This is a genomic window from Flavobacterium sp. JAS, assembly GCF_020991455.1.
Taxonomy (GTDB): Bacteria; Bacteroidota; Bacteroidia; order Flavobacteriales; family Flavobacteriaceae; genus Flavobacterium.
This window is the reverse complement of the sequence record NZ_JAJMOX010000017.1, coordinates 19,111-42,597: the sequence shown is the minus strand read 5'-3', so window position 1 is coordinate 42,597 and position 23,487 is coordinate 19,111. Positions and strand designations below refer to the sequence as shown.

Annotated in this window: 23 protein-coding genes; 5 read left to right on the top strand and 18 right to left on the bottom strand. The window is 32.5% G+C overall.

From position 1 onward, the window contains the following. Nucleotides 1-161: 161 nt before the first annotated feature. On the bottom strand, nucleotides 162-506 hold the full coding sequence (locus LPB88_RS21920; RefSeq protein ID WP_230717797.1) for a hypothetical protein: 345 nt from the start codon (nucleotides 504-506) through the stop codon (nucleotides 162-164). A gap of 97 nt (nucleotides 507-603) precedes the next feature. Next, nucleotides 604-1,032, bottom strand: a complete 429-nt coding sequence (locus tag LPB88_RS21915) for a hypothetical protein (RefSeq protein ID WP_230717796.1) — start codon at nucleotides 1,030-1,032, stop codon at nucleotides 604-606. A 357-nt stretch (nucleotides 1,033-1,389) separates the two neighbouring features. Between LPB88_RS21915 and LPB88_RS21910 the strand changes: the two genes are divergently transcribed. Next, complete coding sequence (locus tag LPB88_RS21910; RefSeq protein WP_230717795.1) at nucleotides 1,390-2,181, top strand: DUF5995 family protein; 792 nt, start codon at nucleotides 1,390-1,392, stop codon at nucleotides 2,179-2,181. Between the two features lie 32 nt (nucleotides 2,182-2,213). Here LPB88_RS21910 and LPB88_RS21905 read toward each other — a convergent pair whose 3' ends face one another. The 6 genes from LPB88_RS21905 to LPB88_RS21880 form a co-directional block, all read right to left on the bottom strand. Next, nucleotides 2,214-3,029: a hypothetical protein gene (locus LPB88_RS21905; RefSeq protein WP_230717794.1), complete on the bottom strand. Its 816-nt coding sequence runs from the start codon at nucleotides 3,027-3,029 to the stop codon at nucleotides 2,214-2,216. A 224-nt stretch (nucleotides 3,030-3,253) separates the two neighbouring features. Beyond that, the gene (locus LPB88_RS21900; protein ID WP_230717793.1) at nucleotides 3,254-3,862 is read right to left on the bottom strand and encodes a hypothetical protein; all 609 of its coding nucleotides are present in this window, start codon (nucleotides 3,860-3,862) and stop codon (nucleotides 3,254-3,256) included. A gap of 42 nt (nucleotides 3,863-3,904) precedes the next feature. Beyond that, the gene (locus LPB88_RS21895) at nucleotides 3,905-4,762 is read right to left on the bottom strand and encodes a hypothetical protein (protein ID WP_230717792.1); all 858 of its coding nucleotides are present in this window, start codon (nucleotides 4,760-4,762) and stop codon (nucleotides 3,905-3,907) included. 353 nt (nucleotides 4,763-5,115) lie between these two features. Then, entirely contained in the window at nucleotides 5,116-6,957 is a 1,842-nt protein-coding gene (locus tag LPB88_RS21890) for a tetratricopeptide repeat protein (protein WP_230717791.1), read from the bottom strand. A gap of 58 nt (nucleotides 6,958-7,015) precedes the next feature. Further along, nucleotides 7,016-7,234, bottom strand: a complete 219-nt coding sequence (locus LPB88_RS21885; protein ID WP_230717790.1) for an SEC-C metal-binding domain-containing protein — start codon at nucleotides 7,232-7,234, stop codon at nucleotides 7,016-7,018. A gap of 213 nt (nucleotides 7,235-7,447) precedes the next feature. Continuing rightward, nucleotides 7,448-8,692, bottom strand: coding sequence for an NERD domain-containing protein (locus LPB88_RS21880; protein ID WP_230717789.1), 1,245 nt, complete (start codon nucleotides 8,690-8,692; stop codon nucleotides 7,448-7,450). A gap of 301 nt (nucleotides 8,693-8,993) precedes the next feature. Between LPB88_RS21880 and prfA the strand changes: the two genes are divergently transcribed. After that, a complete protein-coding gene (prfA, locus tag LPB88_RS21875) occupies nucleotides 8,994-10,070 on the top strand; it encodes a peptide chain release factor 1 (RefSeq protein ID WP_026981929.1) in 1,077 nt (358 codons plus the stop codon). 377 nt (nucleotides 10,071-10,447) lie between these two features. On the opposite strand, the gene LPB88_RS21870 is transcribed toward prfA, so the two are convergent. The 8 genes from LPB88_RS21870 to LPB88_RS21835 form a co-directional block, all read right to left on the bottom strand. Continuing rightward, nucleotides 10,448-10,792, bottom strand: coding sequence for a hypothetical protein (locus LPB88_RS21870; protein WP_230717788.1), 345 nt, complete (start codon nucleotides 10,790-10,792; stop codon nucleotides 10,448-10,450). A 226-nt stretch (nucleotides 10,793-11,018) separates the two neighbouring features. Beyond that, nucleotides 11,019-11,399: a hypothetical protein gene (locus LPB88_RS21865; protein WP_230717787.1), complete on the bottom strand. Its 381-nt coding sequence runs from the start codon at nucleotides 11,397-11,399 to the stop codon at nucleotides 11,019-11,021. 34 nt (nucleotides 11,400-11,433) lie between these two features. Next, nucleotides 11,434-11,718, bottom strand: coding sequence for a YtxH domain-containing protein (locus tag LPB88_RS21860; RefSeq protein WP_230717786.1), 285 nt, complete (start codon nucleotides 11,716-11,718; stop codon nucleotides 11,434-11,436). A gap of 140 nt (nucleotides 11,719-11,858) precedes the next feature. Further along, nucleotides 11,859-12,428: a DUF4142 domain-containing protein gene (locus tag LPB88_RS21855; protein ID WP_230717785.1), complete on the bottom strand. Its 570-nt coding sequence runs from the start codon at nucleotides 12,426-12,428 to the stop codon at nucleotides 11,859-11,861. Between the two features lie 132 nt (nucleotides 12,429-12,560). Further along, nucleotides 12,561-14,345 (bottom strand): CHASE3 domain-containing protein, encoded by a 1,785-nt coding sequence (locus LPB88_RS21850; protein ID WP_230717784.1) that lies wholly within the window; start codon nucleotides 14,343-14,345, stop codon nucleotides 12,561-12,563. Between the two features lie 10 nt (nucleotides 14,346-14,355). Continuing rightward, nucleotides 14,356-14,805: a response regulator gene (locus tag LPB88_RS21845; RefSeq protein WP_230717783.1), complete on the bottom strand. Its 450-nt coding sequence runs from the start codon at nucleotides 14,803-14,805 to the stop codon at nucleotides 14,356-14,358. Between the two features lie 19 nt (nucleotides 14,806-14,824). Beyond that, entirely contained in the window at nucleotides 14,825-15,376 is a 552-nt protein-coding gene (locus tag LPB88_RS21840; RefSeq protein WP_230717782.1) for an AraC family transcriptional regulator, read from the bottom strand. Between the two features lie 451 nt (nucleotides 15,377-15,827). Further along, nucleotides 15,828-16,301 (bottom strand): Dps family protein, encoded by a 474-nt coding sequence (locus tag LPB88_RS21835; protein WP_230717781.1) that lies wholly within the window; start codon nucleotides 16,299-16,301, stop codon nucleotides 15,828-15,830. A 707-nt stretch (nucleotides 16,302-17,008) separates the two neighbouring features. On the opposite strand from LPB88_RS21835, the gene pyrF reads away from it, so the two are divergent. The 3 genes from pyrF (at nucleotide 17,009) to katG (ending at nucleotide 21,673) form a co-directional block, all read left to right on the top strand. Continuing rightward, the gene (gene pyrF, locus LPB88_RS21830) at nucleotides 17,009-17,836 is read left to right on the top strand and encodes an orotidine-5'-phosphate decarboxylase (protein WP_230717780.1); all 828 of its coding nucleotides are present in this window, start codon (nucleotides 17,009-17,011) and stop codon (nucleotides 17,834-17,836) included. A 219-nt stretch (nucleotides 17,837-18,055) separates the two neighbouring features. Continuing rightward, nucleotides 18,056-18,856, top strand: coding sequence for an ABC transporter substrate-binding protein (locus tag LPB88_RS21825; RefSeq protein WP_230717779.1), 801 nt, complete (start codon nucleotides 18,056-18,058; stop codon nucleotides 18,854-18,856). A gap of 627 nt (nucleotides 18,857-19,483) precedes the next feature. Next, nucleotides 19,484-21,673: a catalase/peroxidase HPI gene (gene katG, locus LPB88_RS21820; protein WP_255673730.1), complete on the top strand. Its 2,190-nt coding sequence runs from the start codon at nucleotides 19,484-19,486 to the stop codon at nucleotides 21,671-21,673. A 114-nt stretch (nucleotides 21,674-21,787) separates the two neighbouring features. Here the strand turns inward: katG and purU are convergent, their stop codons facing one another. Then, complete coding sequence (gene purU, locus LPB88_RS21815) at nucleotides 21,788-22,642, bottom strand: formyltetrahydrofolate deformylase (protein ID WP_230717778.1); 855 nt, start codon at nucleotides 22,640-22,642, stop codon at nucleotides 21,788-21,790. A gap of 98 nt (nucleotides 22,643-22,740) precedes the next feature. After that, the gene (locus tag LPB88_RS21810; RefSeq protein ID WP_230717777.1) at nucleotides 22,741-23,460 is read right to left on the bottom strand and encodes a DUF4197 domain-containing protein; all 720 of its coding nucleotides are present in this window, start codon (nucleotides 23,458-23,460) and stop codon (nucleotides 22,741-22,743) included. Nucleotides 23,461-23,487 lie beyond the last annotated feature (27 nt).

Below are 23,487 nucleotides of genomic sequence, written 5' to 3'. Positions count from 1 at the left end.
AAAGGCGAAATTAAGGATTTAGAATTTGGTATCGAAATTTTTTGCCACTAAGACGTTATGACTCGAAGTTTTTTTCTGAAGAATGTTTTGTTTAATCTCGCGAAGTCGCAGAGTTGCAAAGTTTTTTTAAGGTTTGTATATAATTTACCTTCCCATTAAAATTAGCAACAGTCATGAAGAACACGATCATGCACGATCACAAATGTCATCCATAATACGACCAGAATTATCAGCAAATTGATAATGGTGCTAATTGTGTAATAATTTCTCTGAAAATCACTCGACCTGTTACTAATTTTTACAGCATAAAACTTAGAAGCAATTGCAATTAAAGCTACTAACACAAACACAATAATCGCTGGATAAAAACCAGTGATTGGAACACCAATAATACTGAGAATTGCTGCTGTAACTGCTAGTACCATTGATATGGAAGTCACAACTCTAAATGTTTTTGTTCCCATTTGAGTATAATTTAAGATTAAATAACCTATTTGAATACTCAAAAGTATAAATTTACTTTTAATTACAAAGTACTTTGTGGTTGTTTTTTTAAACTGAAATTATCTGGGTTATTTTCATAACGAGATGATAATTGGTTATTTATATCTTAAAAATATCAATCTTTTGCATCCAGCGAATTCCAGACTCCAGAAACGTAAGCCTTGTTTTAACGATCTGATCTGTTTTGTCTCTTGGGTTTTTGGTCACAAATCTCGCAGTAGAATTATTAAAATCTAAAGTATATTTTTCGTCAATGTCTTCTTTTTTATTTGAAGAAAAAGTAATCATATTGTTTTTTGCACTCCATTTTCCTTTTCCGTATTTGTTTATTTCGGGAGGAATTCCGCCTTGTATCTTTGTGTAGTAATGAAATAGGAATGTTCCGTCTTGGTTTAAGGTCAATTTATATTCAGTTGTATTTTTTGTGTCTTCGCTAAGTGAACGAGTATAATCACCGGCAAAATTGTTCGATTGTGCAGATAATGTCAGGTTTAAAATAAAAAGTAAAACGGCAAGTATTAATTTCATGGGTTAGGTTATTAATTCTTTAAAATTGATTTAAAATGGTTTTAAGATTGACAGAAGTGCCTTAAACAGGTTCAAACTTACTGAGTTTTAATTCATAAACCTTACGGAAAGCCGTAAGATAATGTGTAAATATTTGTTAAATTTTATAACGATTTGATAAAAGAAGTAAGCCTTTATCAAATTTATAATTTTTTCAGAAAGGTTTTTTTTTTTGAAGCAGAAGACGACAATTTTTATGCTAATCAGTCTTTGATCTTAAAATAAAATAATAACAAGATAATTGCTTCAAAAAGTGCATTTTAAAAAATTAAAATAATTATATTCGTTCTTCTTAATTTTATCCATAACCAATTATAAATGAGTATGAAACAAGCAACTACTATAGACGAAGTAATTCAGTTTTTGGATGAAATAATAGAAAAATCAAAAGTAGAACAAAGTGCTCTGGGATTGTTTGCGGCACTATATCGTGAAGTTACGGTAAAAGTAAAAGAAGGCATTCAGGATGGTTCTTTTCAAAATGGAGAACGAATGGAAAAACTGGATGTTATTTTTGCCAATCGATATCTGAAAGCTTATTACCAATATAAAGCCAAAGAAAAACCATCAGAATGTTGGGGATTCGCTTTTGAACAAGCCGAAAAATTCTGGCCAATAGTTGTGCAGCATTTACTACTCGGAATTAATGCGCATGTGAATCTTGATTTAGGAATAGCCTCAGCCCAAGTGAGCACTGTAGAGGATATTGCGAGCTTAAAATCTGATTTTGACCAAATAAACACCATTCTTAGCAATCTGGTAGCAGATGTTGAGAAATGCTTAATCAAGATTTGGCCAACGCTCACGAGGATACTAAAACTAACGGGTAAAATAGACAACTTTTTTATTGATTTTAGCATGGAAACCGCCAGAGACGGAGCCTGGAAATTTGCCAATGAATTTGTGGCAGTTCCAGAAAATCAAAGAGAAACCTGCATACAGCAAAGAGATGAAAGAATAACAGAAATTGCCCGATTAGTTTCGAACCCGGGCTATTTTGTTAGTGCCGTTTTTAAATTCATTCGATTATTTGAAAGAGGAACTGTTGCTCAAAAAATAATTGATATGCAGATGATCGAACAAAAAAAGATTGAATGTGCTGTTGCTTAATTTCCGTAAAATAACATTCTATATTATTTCAGCTAAAGTTGTGTTTTACGATCATTTGTTAATGCGATTACTAATGCAATACCACAGAAAAGCAACGCAACAAATGCACGTACAATTTCATTTCCGCCGCCTGCTGATGGATTTGCAATGGCATCAGGAATATGAAAGAATAGAAAAAACAATAAAAGCGTAAATGCTAAAAGAAGCGCAATTGGTTTTATTACTATTTTGGAAATAATTGATATGCCGGAAATGACAAGGGCAACACCAAAAAAATAAGTCCAAAACATTGGCGCTGGTAACCATTTTGGAACCATTGTAGAGAGAAAGTTAGCAAAAAGAAAATGACTCAATCCAAATAGTATTATAAGAATTGAATAAAAAATTCGTCCAGACGGAATAAGTTTTTCTAATAATGAGGTGAAATTCTTTTCGTCTCTTGCAGAGCTATTCTCTGTAAATGATCCTGCCAGTACAAATGCACCACCGCTATAGGTTAATTCTTCGATGGCATTTATCCAAACTTGAAAATCTGGAGTTTTATCTGCGCTAAGCATTATAATATAAGGTAAGTGAGAAGTGATGACAGCAGCAAGAAAACAAAAACCTAAATAAAGACATACTTTTTTTGTGTCAATAAATTTAATTTTAAATACTCCCGAAATGATAATTCCGGCAAATATTAAAGCTATTCCGGTAAGAATGGGCAAGATAATATTGTTATGAGCCCAGGCAGGAAATGGAGATAAAATTTCTGAACGAAAATTTTTGATAACAAGTTGATGAATTCCTAAAGCAATGATGCCGATACCATAAAAAAGACGGCCAATTTTAATAAGTTCTTTCATTAGTAGTAGTGTTAGAAAAAATAATCAAAAAAATAGATTTTTGGAACTTATCAAATATATAAATTAATTTATAAGATACTGATTTACTGTATGTTGTTTTGTTATGGTTTTTCTCATTATTTTGTTATTTTTATTGATGAAAATTTATCGTCTCGCTTGGTATATGTTCTTTATTCGATTTCTATATATTCAGATTTGCCTTTGTCGTTTCCGTTTGTCAGCCATTACTTTCCAAACCAAATTTCAATATATCCAGGTTTTGCTGATTGATCTGAATATAGTTTTGCTTTAAGTTCTGGAAGAGATAATTTGAATTTTAGAACTTCTGCAATTTTTTCTGCCTGTTTTGTATCAGCGCTATTAAAATATCTAACCTCTTCAGATATAGGTCTTCCTGGATCATTAATTAATTTTGATCCTAAAATTTGAAATCCTGCAGATTCTAATTCTTGTTTATACTGGGACAAAAGACTTTTCTTAGATTCACTTCCGCAAAGAAGATAAATTCGGGAATTTGGAATTGTAGGAGTTTCAAATTGATTTGAATTTTTGATTTGAGGAATTGAAAAAGGTTTATTTTTATGTGCTTTTGTATAGTTTGCAACTCCTTCTTTTATTTCATTATCTTTTAGAAGATTTGTTTCAAGAAGTAAATTTAAAGATGCTAGTCTTTCTTCGGGAGAATTTGACTCTAAGGCTTTCATTATTAAGTCTGAATTAAATTTTCTTTCTGCAAGTTCTATTTGTGATAAACCAGATATAAAAGTTCCTCCAATTGCTCCAACCAAAGTAAAAAAACCAGCTATTAATGTTGTTTTTAGATTTTCAGTCATAAGTATGATTTTAAATTAAATTTTAAATAATTGAATTGATACCTATTTAATATGGTATTCTGTTTTTATTAATGCAATTAGTTTATTTGCATCGTTGTTTAATGCCATTTCTTTTTTCATTATCATTTTGTATTGATGTTTAAGGTCTCTGAGAGTATTGTTATATTGCCCCAGTAATGCCTTATCTTCTGTTAAAAGATAATTTTTAGTTCCGTTTTCCATTTCTGCTATTGATTTGGTTTTCCAGTCTATTTCTAAATCTTGCCGGTCAAACAACTCACGCCTTATTTGTTTCGAATTTTCAAGCTCAACGATTACAAATGGTACATCAATATTAGTAAGATCTCTTACTTCTGAATCATAATTTAGAATTCCGTCAGCTACTTTTTTATTTTGTATAAGTCGCATCGCACCAGAGTTTTTCAGTTGTTGCATTGTTCTGTCAGAATAAACAAAATCGGGATAATAAGAGCTAACATCCCAAAGATTTCTATGTAGTGTTTCATTGTAGCCCGTCGAAATCTTGGGATACATTTTTAAAATGGTATCAAAGCTTTTATCTACAGATTGAAATTCTTTTATAACGAAAGCCAAATTTGTGCTATCCTTTTGCAGGTCTTCAATCAGAGAGTTAATATACACTTCTTCTCTGTCAGCTTCAATTCGATGTTCTAAATAATACTCTGCTAAAAAACCGCAGAAAACCGCTAGAAAAAGCATTAAAAACTCCCAGAAATAATCGTTCCATTTTTTCTTTCCGTGGGCAGGGTGGGTGTGATGATGAACTTCCATATTTTCGCTTTCTTGATCAGGGTTAGTTGTTATATTTTCTGGTTGAAAATAATCTTCCGATTGAGATTTTGGAATATTATCTAAAGATTCTTCTGTATCCTCCATCATTATTTAAGTTTTAGTTGTTCAAGCCATTTGCTACGATCAATGTAAAGTTAAATAGATCAATTCAATTCTGAGCGAGTAGTTTTACTTGAAAAAGAGTTTTGCCTTTTCTGATGTTTGATTAATTATTTCATTATCAATTGATTTGATATGCTTCTTTTTAGCCGACTTGTAAATATTGAGAAGACTTTTATCTGGTCTGTACTTTATAAAAAAAGCTACGCAAAGACAAGTTTGTGTAGCTTTAAAATTTATTGTTTATTTTTTTGGCTAGCGCGAGCGTCTCGGTTGTGCCTGTAGAGTATTTTATTGACATGGCTTATGTTCACAAGAGGCACGTTCGTGCTATCGGAGAATTATGCACTTTTAATTCTTTTTTCTTTGTATTGTTTTTTGAAATACTCTATCATTTCATCTGCGGTCTTAATTGACCATTCGGCTAAGCTGGGAGTCAATATTCTCATTGGCCATGAATGAAATACTTTTCTGGTTTCTACTTCTTTGGGTAATTTTTTTAATATCGGATGTGCGGTTTTAGGAGAAGGAATAATCTGTTCATATTCCGATGATTTGAAATGAATAAATTCATTTCTGATTGAAATTAAAGACTTGAAGTTATTCCAGGTATCTTGACTAGGGGTCCATTTTTCTTCGCAAATGCATGTGCCTAATATTGTCCATTTGAGTGTTAATTCTGTGTTTCGCTGAAAATCAAGAACTCCATTATTAAATTCATTTGGGATATTATGAAGGTTTGATTCTGGATAATTTTTTATGTCATCTAAAAAATAAGCTACTTGATTAATATAGGCCTCTAGTGCCGATACGGAGAGTATTAAACAAGAAAGAGGATTGTGAAAATTGTCATCGTTTTCATTTATTTTTTCTAGTATGTTTTTTGCAGATAGCAAGTACATATTTGCCATATCTGGTAATTCCGATAACTTATACCATCCATTTTTAATTTCAATATTTTGCCACGACAAACGTGTTTTTGCCATATCACTATCTCTAAAAATGAAGTCTAATCGGGAAGTCTGTTCATTATTTAGTTCTTTAATTTCTTCTGACATTCCTTCGAAGCGAAAAGGAAAATCAATTGGTTCGTGATCAGCTTCTCCACAACAGTCGTCGAATTTTTTACCACTTTTGCAAATACACAAACATTTTTCACCAAATGATTCTTTTGCAATTCCTGCTTGTTTAGCATATTCAATTGCTTGGTTAAATTGAAATTTCGCATGATCAACAATAGCTTTGTCATTAATTTTTTCGCCAATTTCAATAGATTCACGGGCTAATTTTTTTGCTCTTTTGTATTGTTTAAGAATTATATATAAAGATGTCAAATTTCTTAAGCTAATCGCGACACCATGTAAATCTCCAATTTTCCGGGTTATCCATAAATCTTTTCTAAGGTATGCTATAGCGCTTTTGAATTCATCATTTCTCCAGTAATGTAATCCAAGGTTGCAATAATTAGTACCAAGCCCTTCTAAATCTCCAATTTCACTCTTTGTGTAGATGTTTTCCTGAAGTAATTTAACACCCTCATTTATTGTACTGTCAACCGTACTATGAAGCATTAGAATAGCTTTGTTGGCCTTTGCTCGTTCAAAATGTTCAATTTCTTTTTCATCATCTTTTAGGATAAATATTGATTTGTCCAAGCATTTTTGAGCTGTTTCAATTTTTCCACCATTTATATATATTTTACTAGCTTCCACTAAAAAGAAACCCGCCCCTTCCTTATTGTCCTTAGCAGAAAGAAGATTTTCAATTACTTTATCTAATTCAATTGTCGCTTCTTCAAAATCTTCAATTGCAGAAAGAGATTTGGCCTTTAATTGGATGAGATAGTTATGTAAATGAGATTCAGATTTTAGTTTTCCTTTTTCTTCTTGAATTTCTGAAATTAGTTTTAAAGCTTTGTTATGTAGCCCTCTTCTTTGGTAAGCACCAGTAAGATTTAATCTTATCTGTGTTTTATTATCGTTTGATAAATGAGAATAAGATAGGAAGGACTCTAATTCATTAATTGACTTAATTAATAAATCTTCATTATAGGATAGTGTTTTTTCAGAAATTTCATATAGTTTTTCGGTAATGCTTTCGTCTTCTATTTCTTTTAAATTGCAACAGACTTTATTCTTTCTTCCACTACCACAAATGCATTTTTCATTTCTTTCTATTTTCATTGATTTATTTTAATGTTTATTCTTAAAATTCTTAATTATTAAGTTTTTAAAGTAGAATTTATAATTTGCCATGACATTTTTTATATTTCAAACCACTACTACAATAACAAGGATCATTTCTTTGAATTTTTTTTGATTGAGTTTTTTCTTCTCTATCTTTGTAAACTTCTTTATAATACTTTTTGTCAATAGATTTTGCCCAACTTTCATCTAGATAAACAAGATCGCCATCATATTTCTTTAATCCTTGGTCTAAATGAAAACCTAAAAATCCCATTTCATTAGTAGCCTTAAAATAGTTACTATATTTTGTTCTTTTACTAATATAATCAGTAAATTTTTCGGGTTTTGAGAGATATTTTGCAATTAATGCTAAATCAAAAATATTTATTGCGACAGGTAGTTCTTCTGAATTATTTTCTAATAAAACATGGACTTGGTGTGTTATTGCTGGATAATCATCTAATACAACTGTAACTATAAGAAAATTTTAAATTTTAGGTAATCGATTTTTAAAATCGTCATCTTGAAAAGGAAACTTATAATTTTGGAAATTTTCTAAGCATTTTCTACTTAAAATTGCTTGGTCATAAGCATCTTGTATGGCTTTTTTAAAATCATTTTTTATTGAATCCATGTTCCCTTTTTTAGAAAGGGAAGTCAATTTTTTTGATTTGATCTGAAAGATTATTGCCGTGTCATTTAATATTGCAAGCATATCTATATCAGTAACTTGCTCATTTTTTGTTCTGTTAATTATTATATTTTGATAAATGTTTTTAGAACCAAAAACAGGTTCTAGAATATTTTTTGTAATTTCTTCCGCTACATTCCCTCTATTTTTTAATGCAGTATCTAAATACTTTTTATCTGCCAGCATCCAATAATATAAGCTTTCATACATTGATTCTGATAAAGCAAAAGTGCTTGGAATAAAATATAAATTATCCTTAATTTTGAGTATAGGTTTTTCTGAGAATAAATTAAAATCACCTAAATCATTAAATTGCTTGTTGTTTGCTTCAGTTAAGTCAATTTGAAAATGATTTAAGATAATCTCAAAATCCTTATTTTGTTTTACTATTTCTTCTTTATTAAGGCAAAATACCTGAATTGCCATTTCACGATGCGAAAGGTTTTTTTTAAATCTTCTATTGTTTAATTTTTCTTGAAGAACATTTTTAATATTATCATAGAACTGTGGAAGGGAATTTAAATTAAAACCTTTTTCATTTTGTAGCCATTCAACATCATATTTGTATTTTTCAGTTACTAATTCTTTATATTGTTTGTCGTAAGCTCCAGTTCCAGCATAAAACATTGTTTCTTGCAATATTCTTGCTTTCGAAAAATGTTCTTTAAAGTCTGGAATTGATTCGGGGTTAAATTTGAAATCATTAAAAAATGTATAATGAAGCTTCTCCATTAAATCGTAAGTTTCCGGGAATATTTCTTCTTCTTTTAATTCATTTTTATTGTTAAAATCTATGTTTTTAATCCATAAGCCAATTAAAAATGAAAACTCATTATGATTCAAATGATCTTTGTTATTTTTAGAAAACAATGTATCAATTGGCCCACTAAAATCTCGAATAACAATAGTAGCTAATACAAAAAAAAAGGAATATGATTTTGTTATTTCGTTGAGTCTATTTAAAATATTTGCTTTTTTCATTTCTTTGAAAATTACTAATTTGTTATATTCCAACAGTAAATTGGGTTGATTTTTTCTCAAATTTAACTTATTTTAATTCAATAACTTTACGGAAAACCATAAACTCAATTTTGAAAATCAATACCCTAGCCCTGATAGAAGTGGAAATCCTTTTGTGAAGCTTTAGCGGAACAAAAGATTGTAGCGAATAGCAGGAAACAGCTCCAAAAAAGATATAACAAATAGGCTGTTCTGATAATTATCGGGATCCAAAAACTATCAAAATTCCGCTCAAAATCAGCCTTAAAAAACACAAAAAGTTAATGATAGAATTTTAAACAAAAATTTCGTAAATTTGCACTCCAATAAAAGGAATTAGAAAATGTTAGATAGACTTCAAATAGTAAAACAACGTTTTGACGAGATTTCAGATTTAATTATCCAGCCGGATGTTATTTCTGATCAGAAACGTTATGTGCAATTGAATCAAGAGTACAAAAACTTGAAAGCATTGGCTGAAAAGCGTGATGAATATGTGCTTTTGATGGCTAATATAGATGAGGCAAACGAAATTATTGCTGACGGAAGTGATGCAGATATGACCGAAATGGCCAAAATGCAACTTGATGAAGCAAAAGAAAGATTGCCTGAACTTGAGGAAGAAATCAAGTTTATGTTGATCCCTAAAGATCCTGAAGATGCTAAAAACGTAATGGTCGAGATTCGTGCCGGAACGGGTGGAGATGAAGCGAGTATTTTTGCAGGAGATTTATTTAGAATGTATACTAAATATTGTGAGAACCAAGGTTGGAGAACTTCGGTTGTTGATATGAACGAAGGAACTTCGGGAGGTTTCAAAGAGGTTATTTTTGAGGTTTCGGGTGAAGATGTTTACGGAACTTTGAAGTTTGAAGCTGGTGTGCACCGTGTACAACGTGTTCCTCAGACAGAAACTCAAGGTCGTGTGCATACATCGGCTGCTACAGTAATGGTTTTACCGGAAGCTGAGGAGTTTGATGTGCAAATTGATATGAATGATGTTCGTGTTGATTTCTTCTGTTCGTCTGGACCTGGAGGACAATCTGTAAATACTACGAAATCTGCTGTACGTTTAACGCACATTCCAACCGGATTAGTGGCGCAATGTCAGGATCAGAAATCACAGCATAAAAATAAAGATAAGGCGTTGAACGTTTTACGTTCTCGTTTATACGAACAAGAATTGGCTAAGAAAGAAGCTGAAGATGCTACAAAACGTACTTCTCAGGTTAGTTCTGGTGACAGATCTGCTAAGATTCGTACGTACAACTACGCTCAGGGTCGTGTAACAGATCACAGAGTTGGTTTGACACTTTACGATCTAGGAAACATCATGAATGGTGATATCCAAAAAATTGTTGCCGAGCTTCAATTGGTTAACAATATGGAGAAATTGAAGGAAGCTTCGGAGGTTTTCTAAAGAAAAAGATACAGAGGTTCAAAGATACAAAGGCGCAAAGGTTTAAATCTGCGATCTTACTTAAAATTAAAAAAGACTGTTTCACTTGTGAAACAGTCTTTTTTTTATAAAGTTCAAAATCTGATAACCCAGCACCTTTGTACCTTTGAGCCTCTGTACCTTTGAACCTTAAAATATATAATGAAGGATATTAACTGTTTAACCGTTTGTTTACGAAACGTATAAAGCGAGTTAGATACCTAGAAATACTCTTGTGAATTCAAAACATTTATATAGATTAGAGTACATGTACACACTGTTCTTTAATACTATTTGGCTAAACTTTTCCATAATATTTAAATTTTAGTTAGACAATTACTCTTTTGATGTTCTTGTTGTTATGGCTCCTCTTTTGAGGGCTCATGTGGTTTCGAAACTAAATTGGTTACGACAAGCTGCAATAGTGATCCGAAGATGTTTTTGAATGTTGAATCGCTTTTTCCAACCACAAATCTTTTGGCGAGATAACCAATCCCGATGCTAATAGCAGATTGTGCCAGATTGCTTTTAAAACCTACAGTTTCGTTGATTTCCTCGACTGTGTTTCTAATGAGATTCAGAGGTTTTAAATTATCTTTGATTTCATCAATTTCGTCTTTAATAGCGCACCATTCGGCGTCCTGTCGGATTTCCAGTTGTTCAATCATCTGATTTAATGAATCGATAGTGTAAACAGTTTCCATAACAGTCTTTTTTGGTTTATAAATTAATGATTTGGAGGTAAATTAATTTTAACACATAGAAACATAGATTTTGTACTTTCAAAAAAGGCGTTTCACTTATTTAAAGGCATAGAGTTAGGCTATGTGAAAGAAATATATTTCTTTTTTACATTCTTTTTACACATAAAAATCTATGTTTCTATGTGTTAAATGAAATTTTATTAATTTACACTCAACGGTTTATCAATTAATTTAAATCAGCTTTGATGTCTTTTTTAGTTTCTTTTAGAATACTGGAAATAATCATATTTCCAATAGGGGTTTTGATCAGTTTGTGCTGCGTTTTGTGCATCACAATGGCAACAATTAAATAGAATAGCGCCATGATAAAAAAACCGTAGTAATACGCTCCAAGTACTTCACCAAGCCATAAACTAATCCCGATATTAAGGAATAAGGTAAAAAATGCAACAACAGCGCCAACAACGATCTTTGATGTTAATGTCGATAAAACATCAGCCGATGTCGATACCGTTTTTAGTTTAATTAATTCTAAACTCGTTTTGGTATAATTTTCGGCTTTATCGTAAAGATTTAAGTTCTCGTTTGTTGTTGCATTTGATTCCATGATTGAGGGTATTTATGGTTTAAAATGGTCACTTTTAGTAGTTCGTTTTTACGGTCTTTGCTTCATCTTTAATAGAGTTGAAGTCCTCTTTAACCTCATTGAATTTTGCTTTTCCTTCTTCAAGAATTCCTTTGCCGTTAGAAGTAATTGTGCTCACAATTCCGTCAAATTTGGTTTTTACTTTGTCTCCGTAATCTTTTGACTTATCTGAGATTTTTTTTCGGGTATTTGATCCTTTATCCGGTGCAAATAAAACCCCTAAAAATGCTCCTGCAGCAGCTGCTCCTAAAATTCCTAAAATGGTGTTACTCGTTTTCATAATATTTGATTTTAATGGATTATTGTAATTATATGATAGTTAAATCTCAGAAAAAGTAAACTGTCTCTGAGACATTTCTTTGTTTTTCAATAACTGTTAATCTGTAATTATAATATAAATCAATATTGATTGTACGGCGTTTAGATATATTCTCTGTTGATTTGCTCTGTTTCACGCAAGAGCTGGTATTGTCCAGGCAGATATTGTAATACTAACTTTAAAATTGTTTTATCATTGGTTTCCTTAGATATCGATTCAAGCAAATTAATTTGTTCGTTTAAGGATTGAGCCATTGAGTTCAAGTATGCTTTTTTAAAACCAATATCTGCTGCATCAATAAGATCATATAAATCTCTTTTGTGCGTTGGATTTATTTCGGTAATAATAATTAGCTTTTTATTGGCCATTTTATTTACTTCCTCAAGTAAATTGCTTTGCTGAAACTCAATTTTTTCACTTAATTCCTGTATGTTGATATCTGAACTTTTTTGTTGTGCAATTTGACTTTTCGAAATAATAGATTTACTCACATTTGCCGTTGCTATAAAAAAAAAGGCTTCGATTTCTTCTTTTTCATTTTTTGTAAAAGTTTCATTTTTTAGAGATGTTTCTATTGGAGTGTTTTTCTTGCATGATGACACACAGATTACGATTATCAATAAAAAAACAGCTCTAAAAATTGTAGCTTTCAAGGGGGGAATTGTTTTCATTATTACTTCATAAAGTATTACATTACAAAGATGGCAATGAAACTAAGATTTTGCTTTACAGCATAAAAAAGAAACGTTATATAATTCCCATAATGGATTTATATAACGCTTATTATGTGTTGCTTAAAAGTTTTAATCTGGAAGAAAAACGGTAAAAACAGAACCCTTGTCAGGCATGCTGTCGGCTATAATATGACCTTTGTGATTGTCTACGATTTTCTTACAAATGGCAAGGCCAATCCCGGTTCCGGGGTAATCTGTTTTCGAATGCAGACGTTGGAATAATACAAAAATGGTTTCTTTGAATTGAGAATCAAACCCCATTCCGTTATCTGTAAAAGTTATTTTATGAAATTTCTTCACATCCTGTTCTAATAAGTCCGGATAATCGGCAGAGAGTACTTTTACGCTTTCTATTGTAATTTCAGGAGCAACATTTGGCCGATTGTATTTTAAAGAGTTTCCAATCAGGTTGATGAAAAGCTGCTCGATTTGATACGGAATAACAGCCAATTTTGGCAATTTTGAAACTGTAATAACCGCTTTTTTATCCTCAATAATTTCAGTTAATTCAGATTCGGCATTTTCGATCAATTCATTTAAGTTGGTTTTGATATACTCTTTTTTGGTTGTATTGGTTCTCGAAAACAAAAGCAAATCATCAATTAAAACACGCATTCTTTTGGCCGAAATTTCAATTCTTGCAAGATAATCTCTGGTGCTTTGCGATACCATAGCTTTATCAGCATCTGAAACTCTGGAGATAAAAGTCTGGATTTTTCTAAGTGGTTCCTGCAAATCGTGACTTGCAACATGGTTGAAAGAAGCCAGCTCTTTATTGCTTTTTTCTAGCTCTTTGTTTCGTTCCTGAAGTTCTATGTTAAGCAAATGTTCATCGGTAATATCAAAATTAATTCCAAGTAGAATTTTACTTCCCTGTTGATCGGTTACTAATTTTCCGGTAGTTTTAAAGTATCTGATTTCATGACTAGGAAGTATAATTTTATAATAAACAAAAGGCAATTGTTTATTGTTTAAAATTCCTTCCATAGAGTTAGAAACGGTTTGTTTATCATCAGGATGAACAAAATCCAGAAAAGTTTCTTTTACAGGAACAAAAGCTTTAGGTTCATAACCTAATAAACGAAATTGATTGTCTGAATAATCTATTTTATTAGTATCCAGATCCCATTGCCAGGTGCTGAATTTTCCAATGGCTTCAGACTCGGCAATAAGTCCGTTTGAGATTAAAATTCTTTTATTGACGACTTTCAAACGTTCAAAATCACGGCTAATTTGTCTGTAAGCCAGTAAAATGAAACATAATGCAACCAGAAACAATGAAATAGAAAAAAGTGGACTTAAAGAAATTTCTGCATCGTAGATTTTTAATCTTTTGGTCAGGTAGTTTTTTTCGATGTCGTTCATTTCATCAACCTTAAAACGAATGTTTTCCATCAGGATTCGGCCGCCAAACATATGATTGTCTAGTTTTCGTTTGTCATAAGTTTTGGGATCGCTGTATTTTAGGCAATTTTCAAAAGAAACAAAACGCTGAATAATCAGCTTGAATAGATTTTCAAGATTTTGCCGCTGCTTTGGGTTATCTGCAGTTAATTTTTTTAGGGTAATAAATGAAGTGTTTACTTTTTCGCGCGAATAAATATAAGGCGCTAAAAAGCGGGCATTGCGTGTAATAATATAGCCACGCTGACCCGTCTCTGCATCCTTAACCGCCGACATTAATCGCTCCAGTTGTATGTTTATTTCATATGTATGCATTACCAACTTACTGGATTCGTTCAAATCCTGATTGTGTTTGTAAGCAATGGAAGATAGAAATAACAAAATGAAAACTGCGATTACAAAAATAACTCTCAATGAGTTTGAAGAATTAAAATTTGGTATCCATTTCATTGGTATTCTATTATTTTAGTCGGAGCAGGAAATTATCACGATTTAACCCTGAGGTATGATAGTGCCAGTTTACAGTCACGACTTCATTAATTATTTTTTTCAGCGCATTAAAATCACTTGGTTTTTTAATGTAAATATTGGCTCCCTGAACAAAGGTGTCTTCAATATCTTCTTCAGATGCTGAAGTAGAATAAATTGCAATAATGAGATCTTTAAGACGTTCTGTTTTTTTTATTTCAATTAAACATTCTTTACCTGTTTTTTTAGGCATATTCAAATCCAAAAACAAAATATCCGGTAACTTATTATCAGAATCCATCAAATGATCCATTAACTGCATTCCGTCGTGTACAAAATTTAGGTTAGTTTGTATTTTGATTTCTTCAAATGCATCTTTAAAAAAAAGGCGATCATCTTCATCGTCGTCAGCCAATAAAATATATAATGCGTGTTTTTGCATTTTGCGTGGTATTTGATTTTTATTTTAAATTCTCTCTGCGCTTTTTAATTATTCTCTGAAAGGCCGATGGCGTTATTCCGGTTGTATTTTTAAACTGCGTACTCAAATGTGCAACACTCGAATAGTTTAGTAAAAACGCAATTTCGGTTAAACTCATTTCATTGATAATAATTAATTGTTTTGCTCTTTCGATTTTCTGTAAAATGATAAAATTTTCAATAGAAGAGTAGGTTACTTCCGAAAAAACATTCGATAAATAACCATAACTATGATTGAGTTTCTCGGCCAGAAAAACAGAACTTTTATAATTATTACTGTCATCCATAAATACTAACTCAATTATAGCATCTTTTATTTTTTGAACCAATACACTTTTTTGATTTTCGACAATTTCAAAACCACAAGGACTTAAATTATTTTTTAAAGTTTCAAGCGCATCCGCATCAAGATTGTCGGCAACTTCAATCTCACCAAATCCCAGACTTGTAAAACTTATATTTTGTTGATCCAGGTTGTGTTTTAAATAAAGAGTGCAAATGGTATTTATGTCGAACTTTATAAATAGTTTCATTTTAAAGAAATTTGGTTAAAGATAATTAATTTATTCGTGGTTATGGCTTATAATGCTTGCCAGAGTTGCATAAACACTAAAAAAATAAGTAAAATTCTCAAAAAAATACCGTCTAATATATTTTATTAGACGGTATTCCCTGTTTGAGTTGTCAAGGATTTGTAAATCTGATAGGATTTGATGAAATTCTTCTTTTGCTATTCCCAACTTTTGCTGAAGTCTTCCGTACGTTTCGTCTACCTTTCCTTCAGCAAACACCAAATCATCATCTGTCAGAGTTACGCATTTTCATTTCAATTTTCCTTTTAACTCATCCCAGTTTCTTTTTATTTAGGTACTATTTATACCTTTTTCGTTATGCAATTATTAGTATTGTAAAGTTGCAAAATCTTAGCCTGTTTTGCGTTATATATATTTCGTTAAGTGTTGCATAATTCACATTTCGTTTTTGTCAAACCTGATAGCGGCGTAAAACCCAGGCCATTTTTTCATGTTCCTGCAATAAGCCTGTCACAAAATCTGCTGAACCAATATCATTATTATCATTTTCAAAAACTGGAATATAGGCTCTAAACTCGGTTACCAATTGTTCATGATTTTCAAGAAGTTCCTCAAGCATTTGTTTTTGCGAAGCATATTCTTTGGGAGATTCCTTTAGAGTCGAATTTTCTATAAATTCTTTCATGGTCCCAATCGCTTTCTCGCCAAGCTGACTAATGCGTTCTGCAACTTCATCGATATTAGCTTCCAGAACTCGGTATTGATCTTCAAACAATTTATGTAATTCCATAAAGCTATTTCCGGAGATATTCCAGTGAAACTTTCTGGTTTTTACATATAAGGTCATTTCATTAGATAAAATCGTGGCTAATATGGCAGTACTCTTTTTTAAGTTTTTTGGTGTTATTCCGATATGCAGACTCATAATTTCCTGATTTAAGGTTCATTCTCAAAGTTAGAAAAGAGAGTTTCCTTTTTTCTTATATAATTTGCCAAAGATGTTACATGAATTCAATGTTATTTGTAAAAAGTTAGAAGGTAGAAGTGAAAAATTAATATCTGAACAGCTTGATAACACAGATAAAATATAACCTGAAAGAAAATAATCAACAGCAAAGCACGCAATGTTTTTTTTCACAGTTTAATGAAATGACATCCCGAAGCCCAATGTCATTAAGTTAAGAGAAAATCCACAAAGCTATGAGAATAAATCTCTCGCAATCCCGATAGCTATCGGGAGAAAAATCACCAAATTTACCCCCATTTTATTTTTGGCAGTTAAAATACGCCGTGAACTTCAACAAGAGTCTTTCACGCAGATTTAAAAAGATTTTAGCAGATTGTAATTAAAAAAAATCTGCTAAAATCTGCATAATCTGCGTGAAACAAAATCTTTTTAATCTGTGGCAAAAAAACTTGGCAATTTTGCTCCCGATAGCTATCGGGATTGCAAGAAAAAGATTAAGCATAATTTGCTAAAAGAAAGCTTAACTTAATGACATTGCCCGAAGCCTCGGGACGCAAAGCTTTGCGAACTTTGTGTAACACAGTTCTAATGAAAAAACTTTGCATGCTTTGGGGTAAAAATCCAATAATATTATTTGTAATTTTGCCGCACTAGTAAAATACAATATGACAACACAACAACTACACGAACAAATCCTTTTAAAAAAATCCTTTTTATGCGTTGGATTGGATCCCGATCTAACCAAAATTCCGCAACATTTATTAGAAACCGAAGATCCTATTTTCGAGTTCAATAAAGCGATAATTGATGCAACGCACGATTTGGCAGTGGGATACAAACCAAATACTGCTTTTTTTGAAGCTTATGGTATAAAAGGATGGATTTCACTTCAAAAAACAATCAATTATATCAATGAGAATTTTCCGGAAATATTTACCATTGCAGATGCAAAACGTGGTGATATCGGAAATACTTCGAGCATGTATGCAAAAGCTTTTTTTGAAGATTTGAGTTTTGATAGTGTTACTGTTGCTCCCTATATGGGAAAAGATTCCGTTGAGCCGTTTTTGGCTTTCGAAAATAAACATACCATCATGTTAGCATTGACGTCTAACGAAGGTGCTTTTGATTTTCAAACCTTAATTACAAACGGAAAAGAATTATACAAACAAGTTTTAGAAACTTCTAAAACATGGAAAAATAGCCATAACTTAATGTATGTTGTTGGCGCTACAAAAGCCGAATATTTTGCAGATATCAGAAAAATTGTTCCGGACAGTTTCTTACTAGTTCCCGGAATTGGCGCTCAAGGCGGAAGTTTATCAGAAGTATGTAAATACGGAATGAATGATAAAGTTGGTTTGTTAGTAAACTCAGCGAGAGCGATAATCTACGCCTCAAAAGGAACTGATTTTGCCGAAAAAGCCAGAGAAGAAGCATTGACGGTTCAAAAAGAAATGGAAGAGATTATAAATTCTAAGTTTCAGGTTTAAAGTTTCAAGTTGCTTGACTTTGAACATAATTTAACCGCAAAGTGCGCAAAGTTTTTTTTATGTAACAAAAAGTTTTTTTTATGTAACAATATGTTCAGAAAACACAAAGTTCACAAAGTTAGAATCAACATAAAGCTTTGCGAACTTTGTGTTTTTACAAAACCACACAATCCAATAAACTTGAAGCTTGAAACAAAGAAAACCTGAAACAAAAAACAAATGAAACAACTAATTGATCAGCTTGGTACTTTACATTCTTTTGAGAGTGCTCCAAAGCGCATAATCTCTTTAGTGCCTTCGCAAACTGAATTATTGTATGATTTAGGTTTAGAAGAAAAAATCATCGGAATCACAAAGTTTTGCGTGCATCCATATCATTTTAAATCGACTAAAAAAGTTGTTGGAGGAACTAAGAAAATTCATTTCGAAAAAATAAAATTACTACAGCCAGATATTATTATCTGCAATAAAGAAGAAAACACTCCGGAGATTGTCGAACAGTTAAGCACCATTTGTCTGGTTTGGGTAACAAACATCATTTCGATCGAAGATAATTTTCAGATGATTTCTGATTTCGGACAGCTTTTCAATTGCCGAACCGAAGCTCAAAAGTGGAATGACAAACTGACTTTCGCTTTAAGCGATTTCAAAAAATACATTCAGGATATTTCAGTTAAAAAAGCAGCTTACTTCATTTGGAAAAATCCATATATGGTTGCAGGCGATGATACTTATATTAATGAGTTATTAAAACTGAATCATTTTCAGAATATCTACGCCGATAAAGGCCGTTATCCTGAAGTAGATCTTAAAAAAATGCGTTTAGAAGGCGATCCAGATTTGGTTTTCCTTTCGTCAGAACCTTATCCTTTTAAAGAAGAAGATGCTTTCGAAATTGGACGTTTTACACATCACGCCAAAACCATCTTTGTAGATGGCGAAATGTTCTCCTGGCACGGAAGCCGCCTATTAAAGGCTTTCCCATATTTTAAAATATTACAAGAGCGACTTAAAAGTTAGTTTTAGTTTTAGTTTTAGTTTCAAGTTTTCTTTGTTTCAGGTTTCAGGTTGCTTTACTTTGAACATAATTTAACCGCAAAGTGCGCAAGGTTTTTTTATGAGTGTGGTTTTATAAAAATGCGAAGTTCGCAAAGCTTTATGTTGATTTAGCTTTGCGAACTTTGCGTTTTCTGAACATACAGTATATAAAAAACTTTGCGCACTTTGCGGTTAAATACACAATCCAACAAACTTGAAACTTGAAACAAAAAAAACCTGAAACAAAAGAGCAAAAAAAATGCCGGCATCTCGAAGAAGCCGGCATCATTTAACTAACCAAAACCAAAATAATAAATAACCAGTTTATTACACTACAAAGATCCAACATATATGAATGTTTAGCTGTTAAGGTTTTGTTATTACTTTGTTGGACATAAGTTAAGATTCTTTAAATCGCTGTTCTGAGCTTTATGTAACGTTAAATAATTTTTAGTTATTAAAATATAATAACAATCAATTTTGTTTATGAATATCGTAAAGATAAGTTTGTATATTTGATAAAGTGTTAAATATCAGTAATATGTGATTTCTTAAAAAATTAGCATTTGCTAGAGAACCGTTAACTTTATTAATAAAAAAACAAAAGAAATGAGTGATTCAAACGAAAGTAAATGTCCTTATCACAATGGACAAATGAAAGAAACTGCTGGTACAGGAACATCTAATAAAGATTGGTGGCCAAATCGTTTAAACTTAAACATATTGCGTCAACATTCTAGTTTGTCAGATCCTATGGAAAAAGGTTTTAATTATGCTGCTGCGTTTAAAACTTTAGACTTAAATGAAGTCAAAAAAGATCTTTTTGATTTAATGACAAACTCTCAGGACTGGTGGCCGGCTGATTATGGTCATTATGGCCCTATGTTTATACGTATGGCATGGCACAGTGCCGGAACTTACCGTATATCTGATGGTCGCGGAGGCGCGAGTTCAGGGAATCAGCGTTTTGCACCTCTTAATAGCTGGCCTGACAATGGTAATTTAGATAAAGCACGTTTTTTACTTTGGCCAATTAAACAAAAATACGGGAATAAAATTTCGTGGGCAGATTTGATGATCTTAACCGGTAACTGCGCTTTAGAATCTATGGGATTCAAAACTTTTGGATTTGCAGGTGGTAGAGAAGATGTTTGGGAGCCAGAACAAGATGTTAATTGGGGAAATGAAACAACATGGCTTGGTGATACAAGATATAAAGGAGAGCGTGAACTTGATAATCCTCTTGCAGCAGTGCAAATGGGATTAATTTATGTAAATCCTGAAGGACCAAACGGAAATCCTGATCCACTAGGATCTGGTAGAGATATCAGAGAGACTTTTGCCCGTATGGCTATGAATGACGAAGAAACCGTGGCTTTAACAGCGGGTGGACACACTTTTGGTAAAGCGCACGGAGCAGGAGATGCAGCATTAGTAGGAGCAGAGCCTGAAGGTGCAAGCATCGAACAAATGGGGTTAGGATGGAAAAGTAGTTTTGGAACCGGAGTAGGTAAAGATGCTATTACAAGTGGTCTTGAAGGTGCATGGAAACCAAATCCGACAACTTGGGACAATGGTTATTTTGAAACATTGTTTAAATATGATTGGAAATTGACTAAAAGCCCTGCAGGAGCACATCAATGGACACCAACTGATGAAAGTGCTACAATCGTAGAAGATGCATTTGATCCTACGAAAAAACATACTCCAATGATGACAACGGCAGATATGGCAATGAAATTGGATCCTATTTATGAACCAATTTCAAGAGACTATATGCAAAATTTTGACAAATTTGCTGATGCTTTTGCCAGAGCGTGGTTCAAACTAACTCACAGAGATATGGGGCCAATTGTACGTTACTTAGGACCTGAAGTTCCAAGTGAAGTATTGATCTGGCAAGATCCGATTCCTGCTGGTAAAAATGAATTAAGCCAAAATGATATTGCTGTTTTAAAGGATAAAATCCTTTCAAGCGGTCTTTCGATCTCACAATTAGTGCATACTGCATGGGCTTCAGCTTCTACATTCCGTGGTTCTGATAAACGTGGAGGAGCTAATGGGGCTCGTATTCGTTTTGAACCTCAAATCAGTTGGGAAGTCAATTCTTCAAATCAATTAAAAAATGTATTGGCAACTTTAGAAGCGATACAAAAGGAATTTAACAATTCAGGAAAATCAGTTTCTATAGCAGATTTAATTGTTTTGGGAGGATCAGCAGCGATCGAGAAAGCAGCATCGAATGCCGGATTAAATATAGAGGTTCCTTTTACACAAGGAAGAGGTGATGCACTCTTAGAACAAACAGATGTACATTCGTTTGAAGCGTTAGAGCCAAAAGCGGATGGATTTAGAAACTATAAAAGCGCTAAAACAACTGCAATAACAGAAGAACTTTTGGTAGACAAAGCTCAATTATTAACCCTTACAACACCTGAAATGACGGTCTTGATTGGAGGTTTGAGAGTATTGAATGCTAATTACGACGGTTCTAAGCATGGTGTGCTTACTGCAAAAGCAGGAACATTGAGTAATGATTTCTTTGTTAACTTATTAGATTTGGGTATTACCTGGAAAGCAACTAACGAAACCGGAGAAGTTTTTGAAGGATATAATCGTGCAACAGGAGAAACAAAATGGACAGCAACCCGTGCAGATCTTATATTTGGTTCTAACTCAGAACTTCGAGCTATAGCAGAGGTTTACGGAAGTAATGATGCCAAAGAAAAATTTGTAAAAGATTTCGTTGCAGCATGGACTAAAGTAATGAATTTGGATAGATTCGATTTAGTTAAATAAAAGGCTCAAAGTCTTTTACTTGATATTAAAACAAAACCCGGCAGATTAAATCTGTCGGGTTTTGTTTTATTTTATGATTGACCTTTGAACCTTTGGTACTTTGACTCTTTGAACCTATGAAAAAACAACTGTTTTATTACTATAAACCATAGTTTTACGTTCGGCGTGTAATTTTATGGCTCGAGCCAGAACAATACGTTCTAAATCACGTCCTTTCATAATAAAATCATCTACCGAATGTATGTGCGAAACACGAGCAATATCCTGTTCGATAATCGGACCTTCGTCTAATTCTTCGGTAACATAATGGCTTGTTGCTCCAATAATTTTTACGCCACGTTTAAAAGCCGAATGATATGGTTTTGCTCCCGGAAAAGCCGGCAAGAACGAGTGATGAATATTGATAATTTTATTCTCGTAAAGTGAAATCAATTTTGGTGTAATAATTTGCATATAACGCGCCAAAACAATAAAATTGATATGATATCTTTTTAGTAATTCAATTTGTTTGGCTTCACCTTCTTCTTTATTGTCTTTGGTAAAAGGCACACAGTGAAACGGAATATCAAAACGTTCGGCAATAGATCTTAAATCGTTGTGATTACTGATAATCACCGGAATTTCAACATTTAATTCATCAGCGCTGTAACGTCCTAAAATATCAAATAAGCAATGATCGTATTTAGATACAAACAATGCCATTTTTGGTTTTTGCTCCTGATTGTACAAATCCCAGGACATATTAAATTGAGTTGCGATCGTCTGGTCAAAATCGGCTTTAAAGCTTTCGATAGTAACATTATGATTGGTTAATTCACATTCTAATCGCATAAAAAATACATTTTGCTCCACATCAACATGCTGATCAATGTAGATAATGTTTCCTTCTACCTTTGCAATAAAAGTAGTCACGGCTGCGATAATTCCTTTTTGGTCTTTACAGTGAATCAGAATGGTAATTTTTTGCATTTTGGTTTATTTTGGTTAGTTACAAAGTTGCAAAGGTTCAAAGCGACAAAGGTTGCTTTGAACCTTTGTAACTCTGAGCCTTTGAGCCTTCAAAAAAATTATTTTCCGTCCTGCATTGCAAACACACTTTTTAACAAAGGTGTTGTTCTTGCGCTAATATTATTTCGGATATCTTTTTCTTCAACAGCAATCATTTTAAAAACTCCTGCCAAAGCTTGATTTGTAGTATAATCAGTTAAATCTGGATTTACTTTTTTAACTAACGGAATCGTGTTGTATTTGTTTATAATGTTTGTCCAAACTACATCGGCACCCACTTTTGCAAAAGAATTTTTAATAACTGGATTAAATTTTCCGTATAAAGCTGTAGTAGTGCTATTTTGCAAATAACTAGTTGCAGCGCTGTCATTTCCTAAAAGGATATTTTTAGCATCTGTAAACGACATATTCTTAACCGCCGAAACAAATATCGGGGTTGCTTCTTTCACTGCATCTTCAGCCGCACGATTTAGCACTTTAATACCTTCATCGGCAAGAGAACTAAGACCAATTTTACGTAAAGTAGCATCTACTTTTTGTAATTCGGCAGGCATTAATATTTTTACGGCTTCATTTTTATAGAAACCATCAACTGCGGTTAATTTACTTACCTGTTGCGTAATACCTTTATTAAGAGCTTCTTTTAATCCAGATGCGATATCAACGCCACCCAATCCTGGAATTTGCGAAGACAGTTGAGGTAGTTGATTTAGGGTTTGTTGTACCTGAGCACAAGAGCTAAGAGAAAAAACAAGGGCTAAAATTAAAATCTTTTTCATTGAGTAGGTTTTTATATAAGTTTCAAA

Coding starts and splice junctions, on each gene's coding strand:
- katG (WP_255673730.1), top strand. CDS start 19,484: ATGAGTGATTCAAACGAAAGTAAATGTCCTTATCACAATGGACAAATG.
- LPB88_RS21890 (WP_230717791.1), bottom strand. CDS start 6,957: ATGAAAATAGAAAGAAATGAAAAATGCATTTGTGGTAGTGGAAGAAAG.
- LPB88_RS21870 (WP_230717788.1), bottom strand. CDS start 10,792: ATGGAAACTGTTTACACTATCGATTCATTAAATCAGATGATTGAACAA.
- LPB88_RS21810 (WP_230717777.1), bottom strand. CDS start 23,460: ATGAAAAAGATTTTAATTTTAGCCCTTGTTTTTTCTCTTAGCTCTTGT.
- LPB88_RS21860 (WP_230717786.1), bottom strand. CDS start 11,718: ATGAAAACGAGTAACACCATTTTAGGAATTTTAGGAGCAGCTGCTGCA.
- LPB88_RS21910 (WP_230717795.1), top strand. CDS start 1,390: ATGAGTATGAAACAAGCAACTACTATAGACGAAGTAATTCAGTTTTTG.
- LPB88_RS21825 (WP_230717779.1), top strand. CDS start 18,056: ATGAAACAACTAATTGATCAGCTTGGTACTTTACATTCTTTTGAGAGT.
- LPB88_RS21850 (WP_230717784.1), bottom strand. CDS start 14,345: ATGAAATGGATACCAAATTTTAATTCTTCAAACTCATTGAGAGTTATT.
- purU (WP_230717778.1), bottom strand. CDS start 22,642: ATGCAAAAAATTACCATTCTGATTCACTGTAAAGACCAAAAAGGAATT.
- LPB88_RS21915 (WP_230717796.1), bottom strand. CDS start 1,032: ATGAAATTAATACTTGCCGTTTTACTTTTTATTTTAAACCTGACATTA.
- LPB88_RS21905 (WP_230717794.1), bottom strand. CDS start 3,029: ATGAAAGAACTTATTAAAATTGGCCGTCTTTTTTATGGTATCGGCATC.
- LPB88_RS21885 (WP_230717790.1), bottom strand. CDS start 7,234: ATGGGATTTTTAGGTTTTCATTTAGACCAAGGATTAAAGAAATATGAT.
- prfA (WP_026981929.1), top strand. CDS start 8,994: ATGTTAGATAGACTTCAAATAGTAAAACAACGTTTTGACGAGATTTCA.
- LPB88_RS21865 (WP_230717787.1), bottom strand. CDS start 11,399: ATGGAATCAAATGCAACAACAAACGAGAACTTAAATCTTTACGATAAA.
- LPB88_RS21855 (WP_230717785.1), bottom strand. CDS start 12,428: ATGAAAACAATTCCCCCCTTGAAAGCTACAATTTTTAGAGCTGTTTTT.
- LPB88_RS21900 (WP_230717793.1), bottom strand. CDS start 3,862: ATGACTGAAAATCTAAAAACAACATTAATAGCTGGTTTTTTTACTTTG.
- LPB88_RS21840 (WP_230717782.1), bottom strand. CDS start 15,376: ATGAAACTATTTATAAAGTTCGACATAAATACCATTTGCACTCTTTAT.
- LPB88_RS21845 (WP_230717783.1), bottom strand. CDS start 14,805: ATGCAAAAACACGCATTATATATTTTATTGGCTGACGACGATGAAGAT.
- LPB88_RS21835 (WP_230717781.1), bottom strand. CDS start 16,301: ATGAGTCTGCATATCGGAATAACACCAAAAAACTTAAAAAAGAGTACT.
- pyrF (WP_230717780.1), top strand. CDS start 17,009: ATGACAACACAACAACTACACGAACAAATCCTTTTAAAAAAATCCTTT.
- LPB88_RS21895 (WP_230717792.1), bottom strand. CDS start 4,762: ATGATGGAGGATACAGAAGAATCTTTAGATAATATTCCAAAATCTCAA.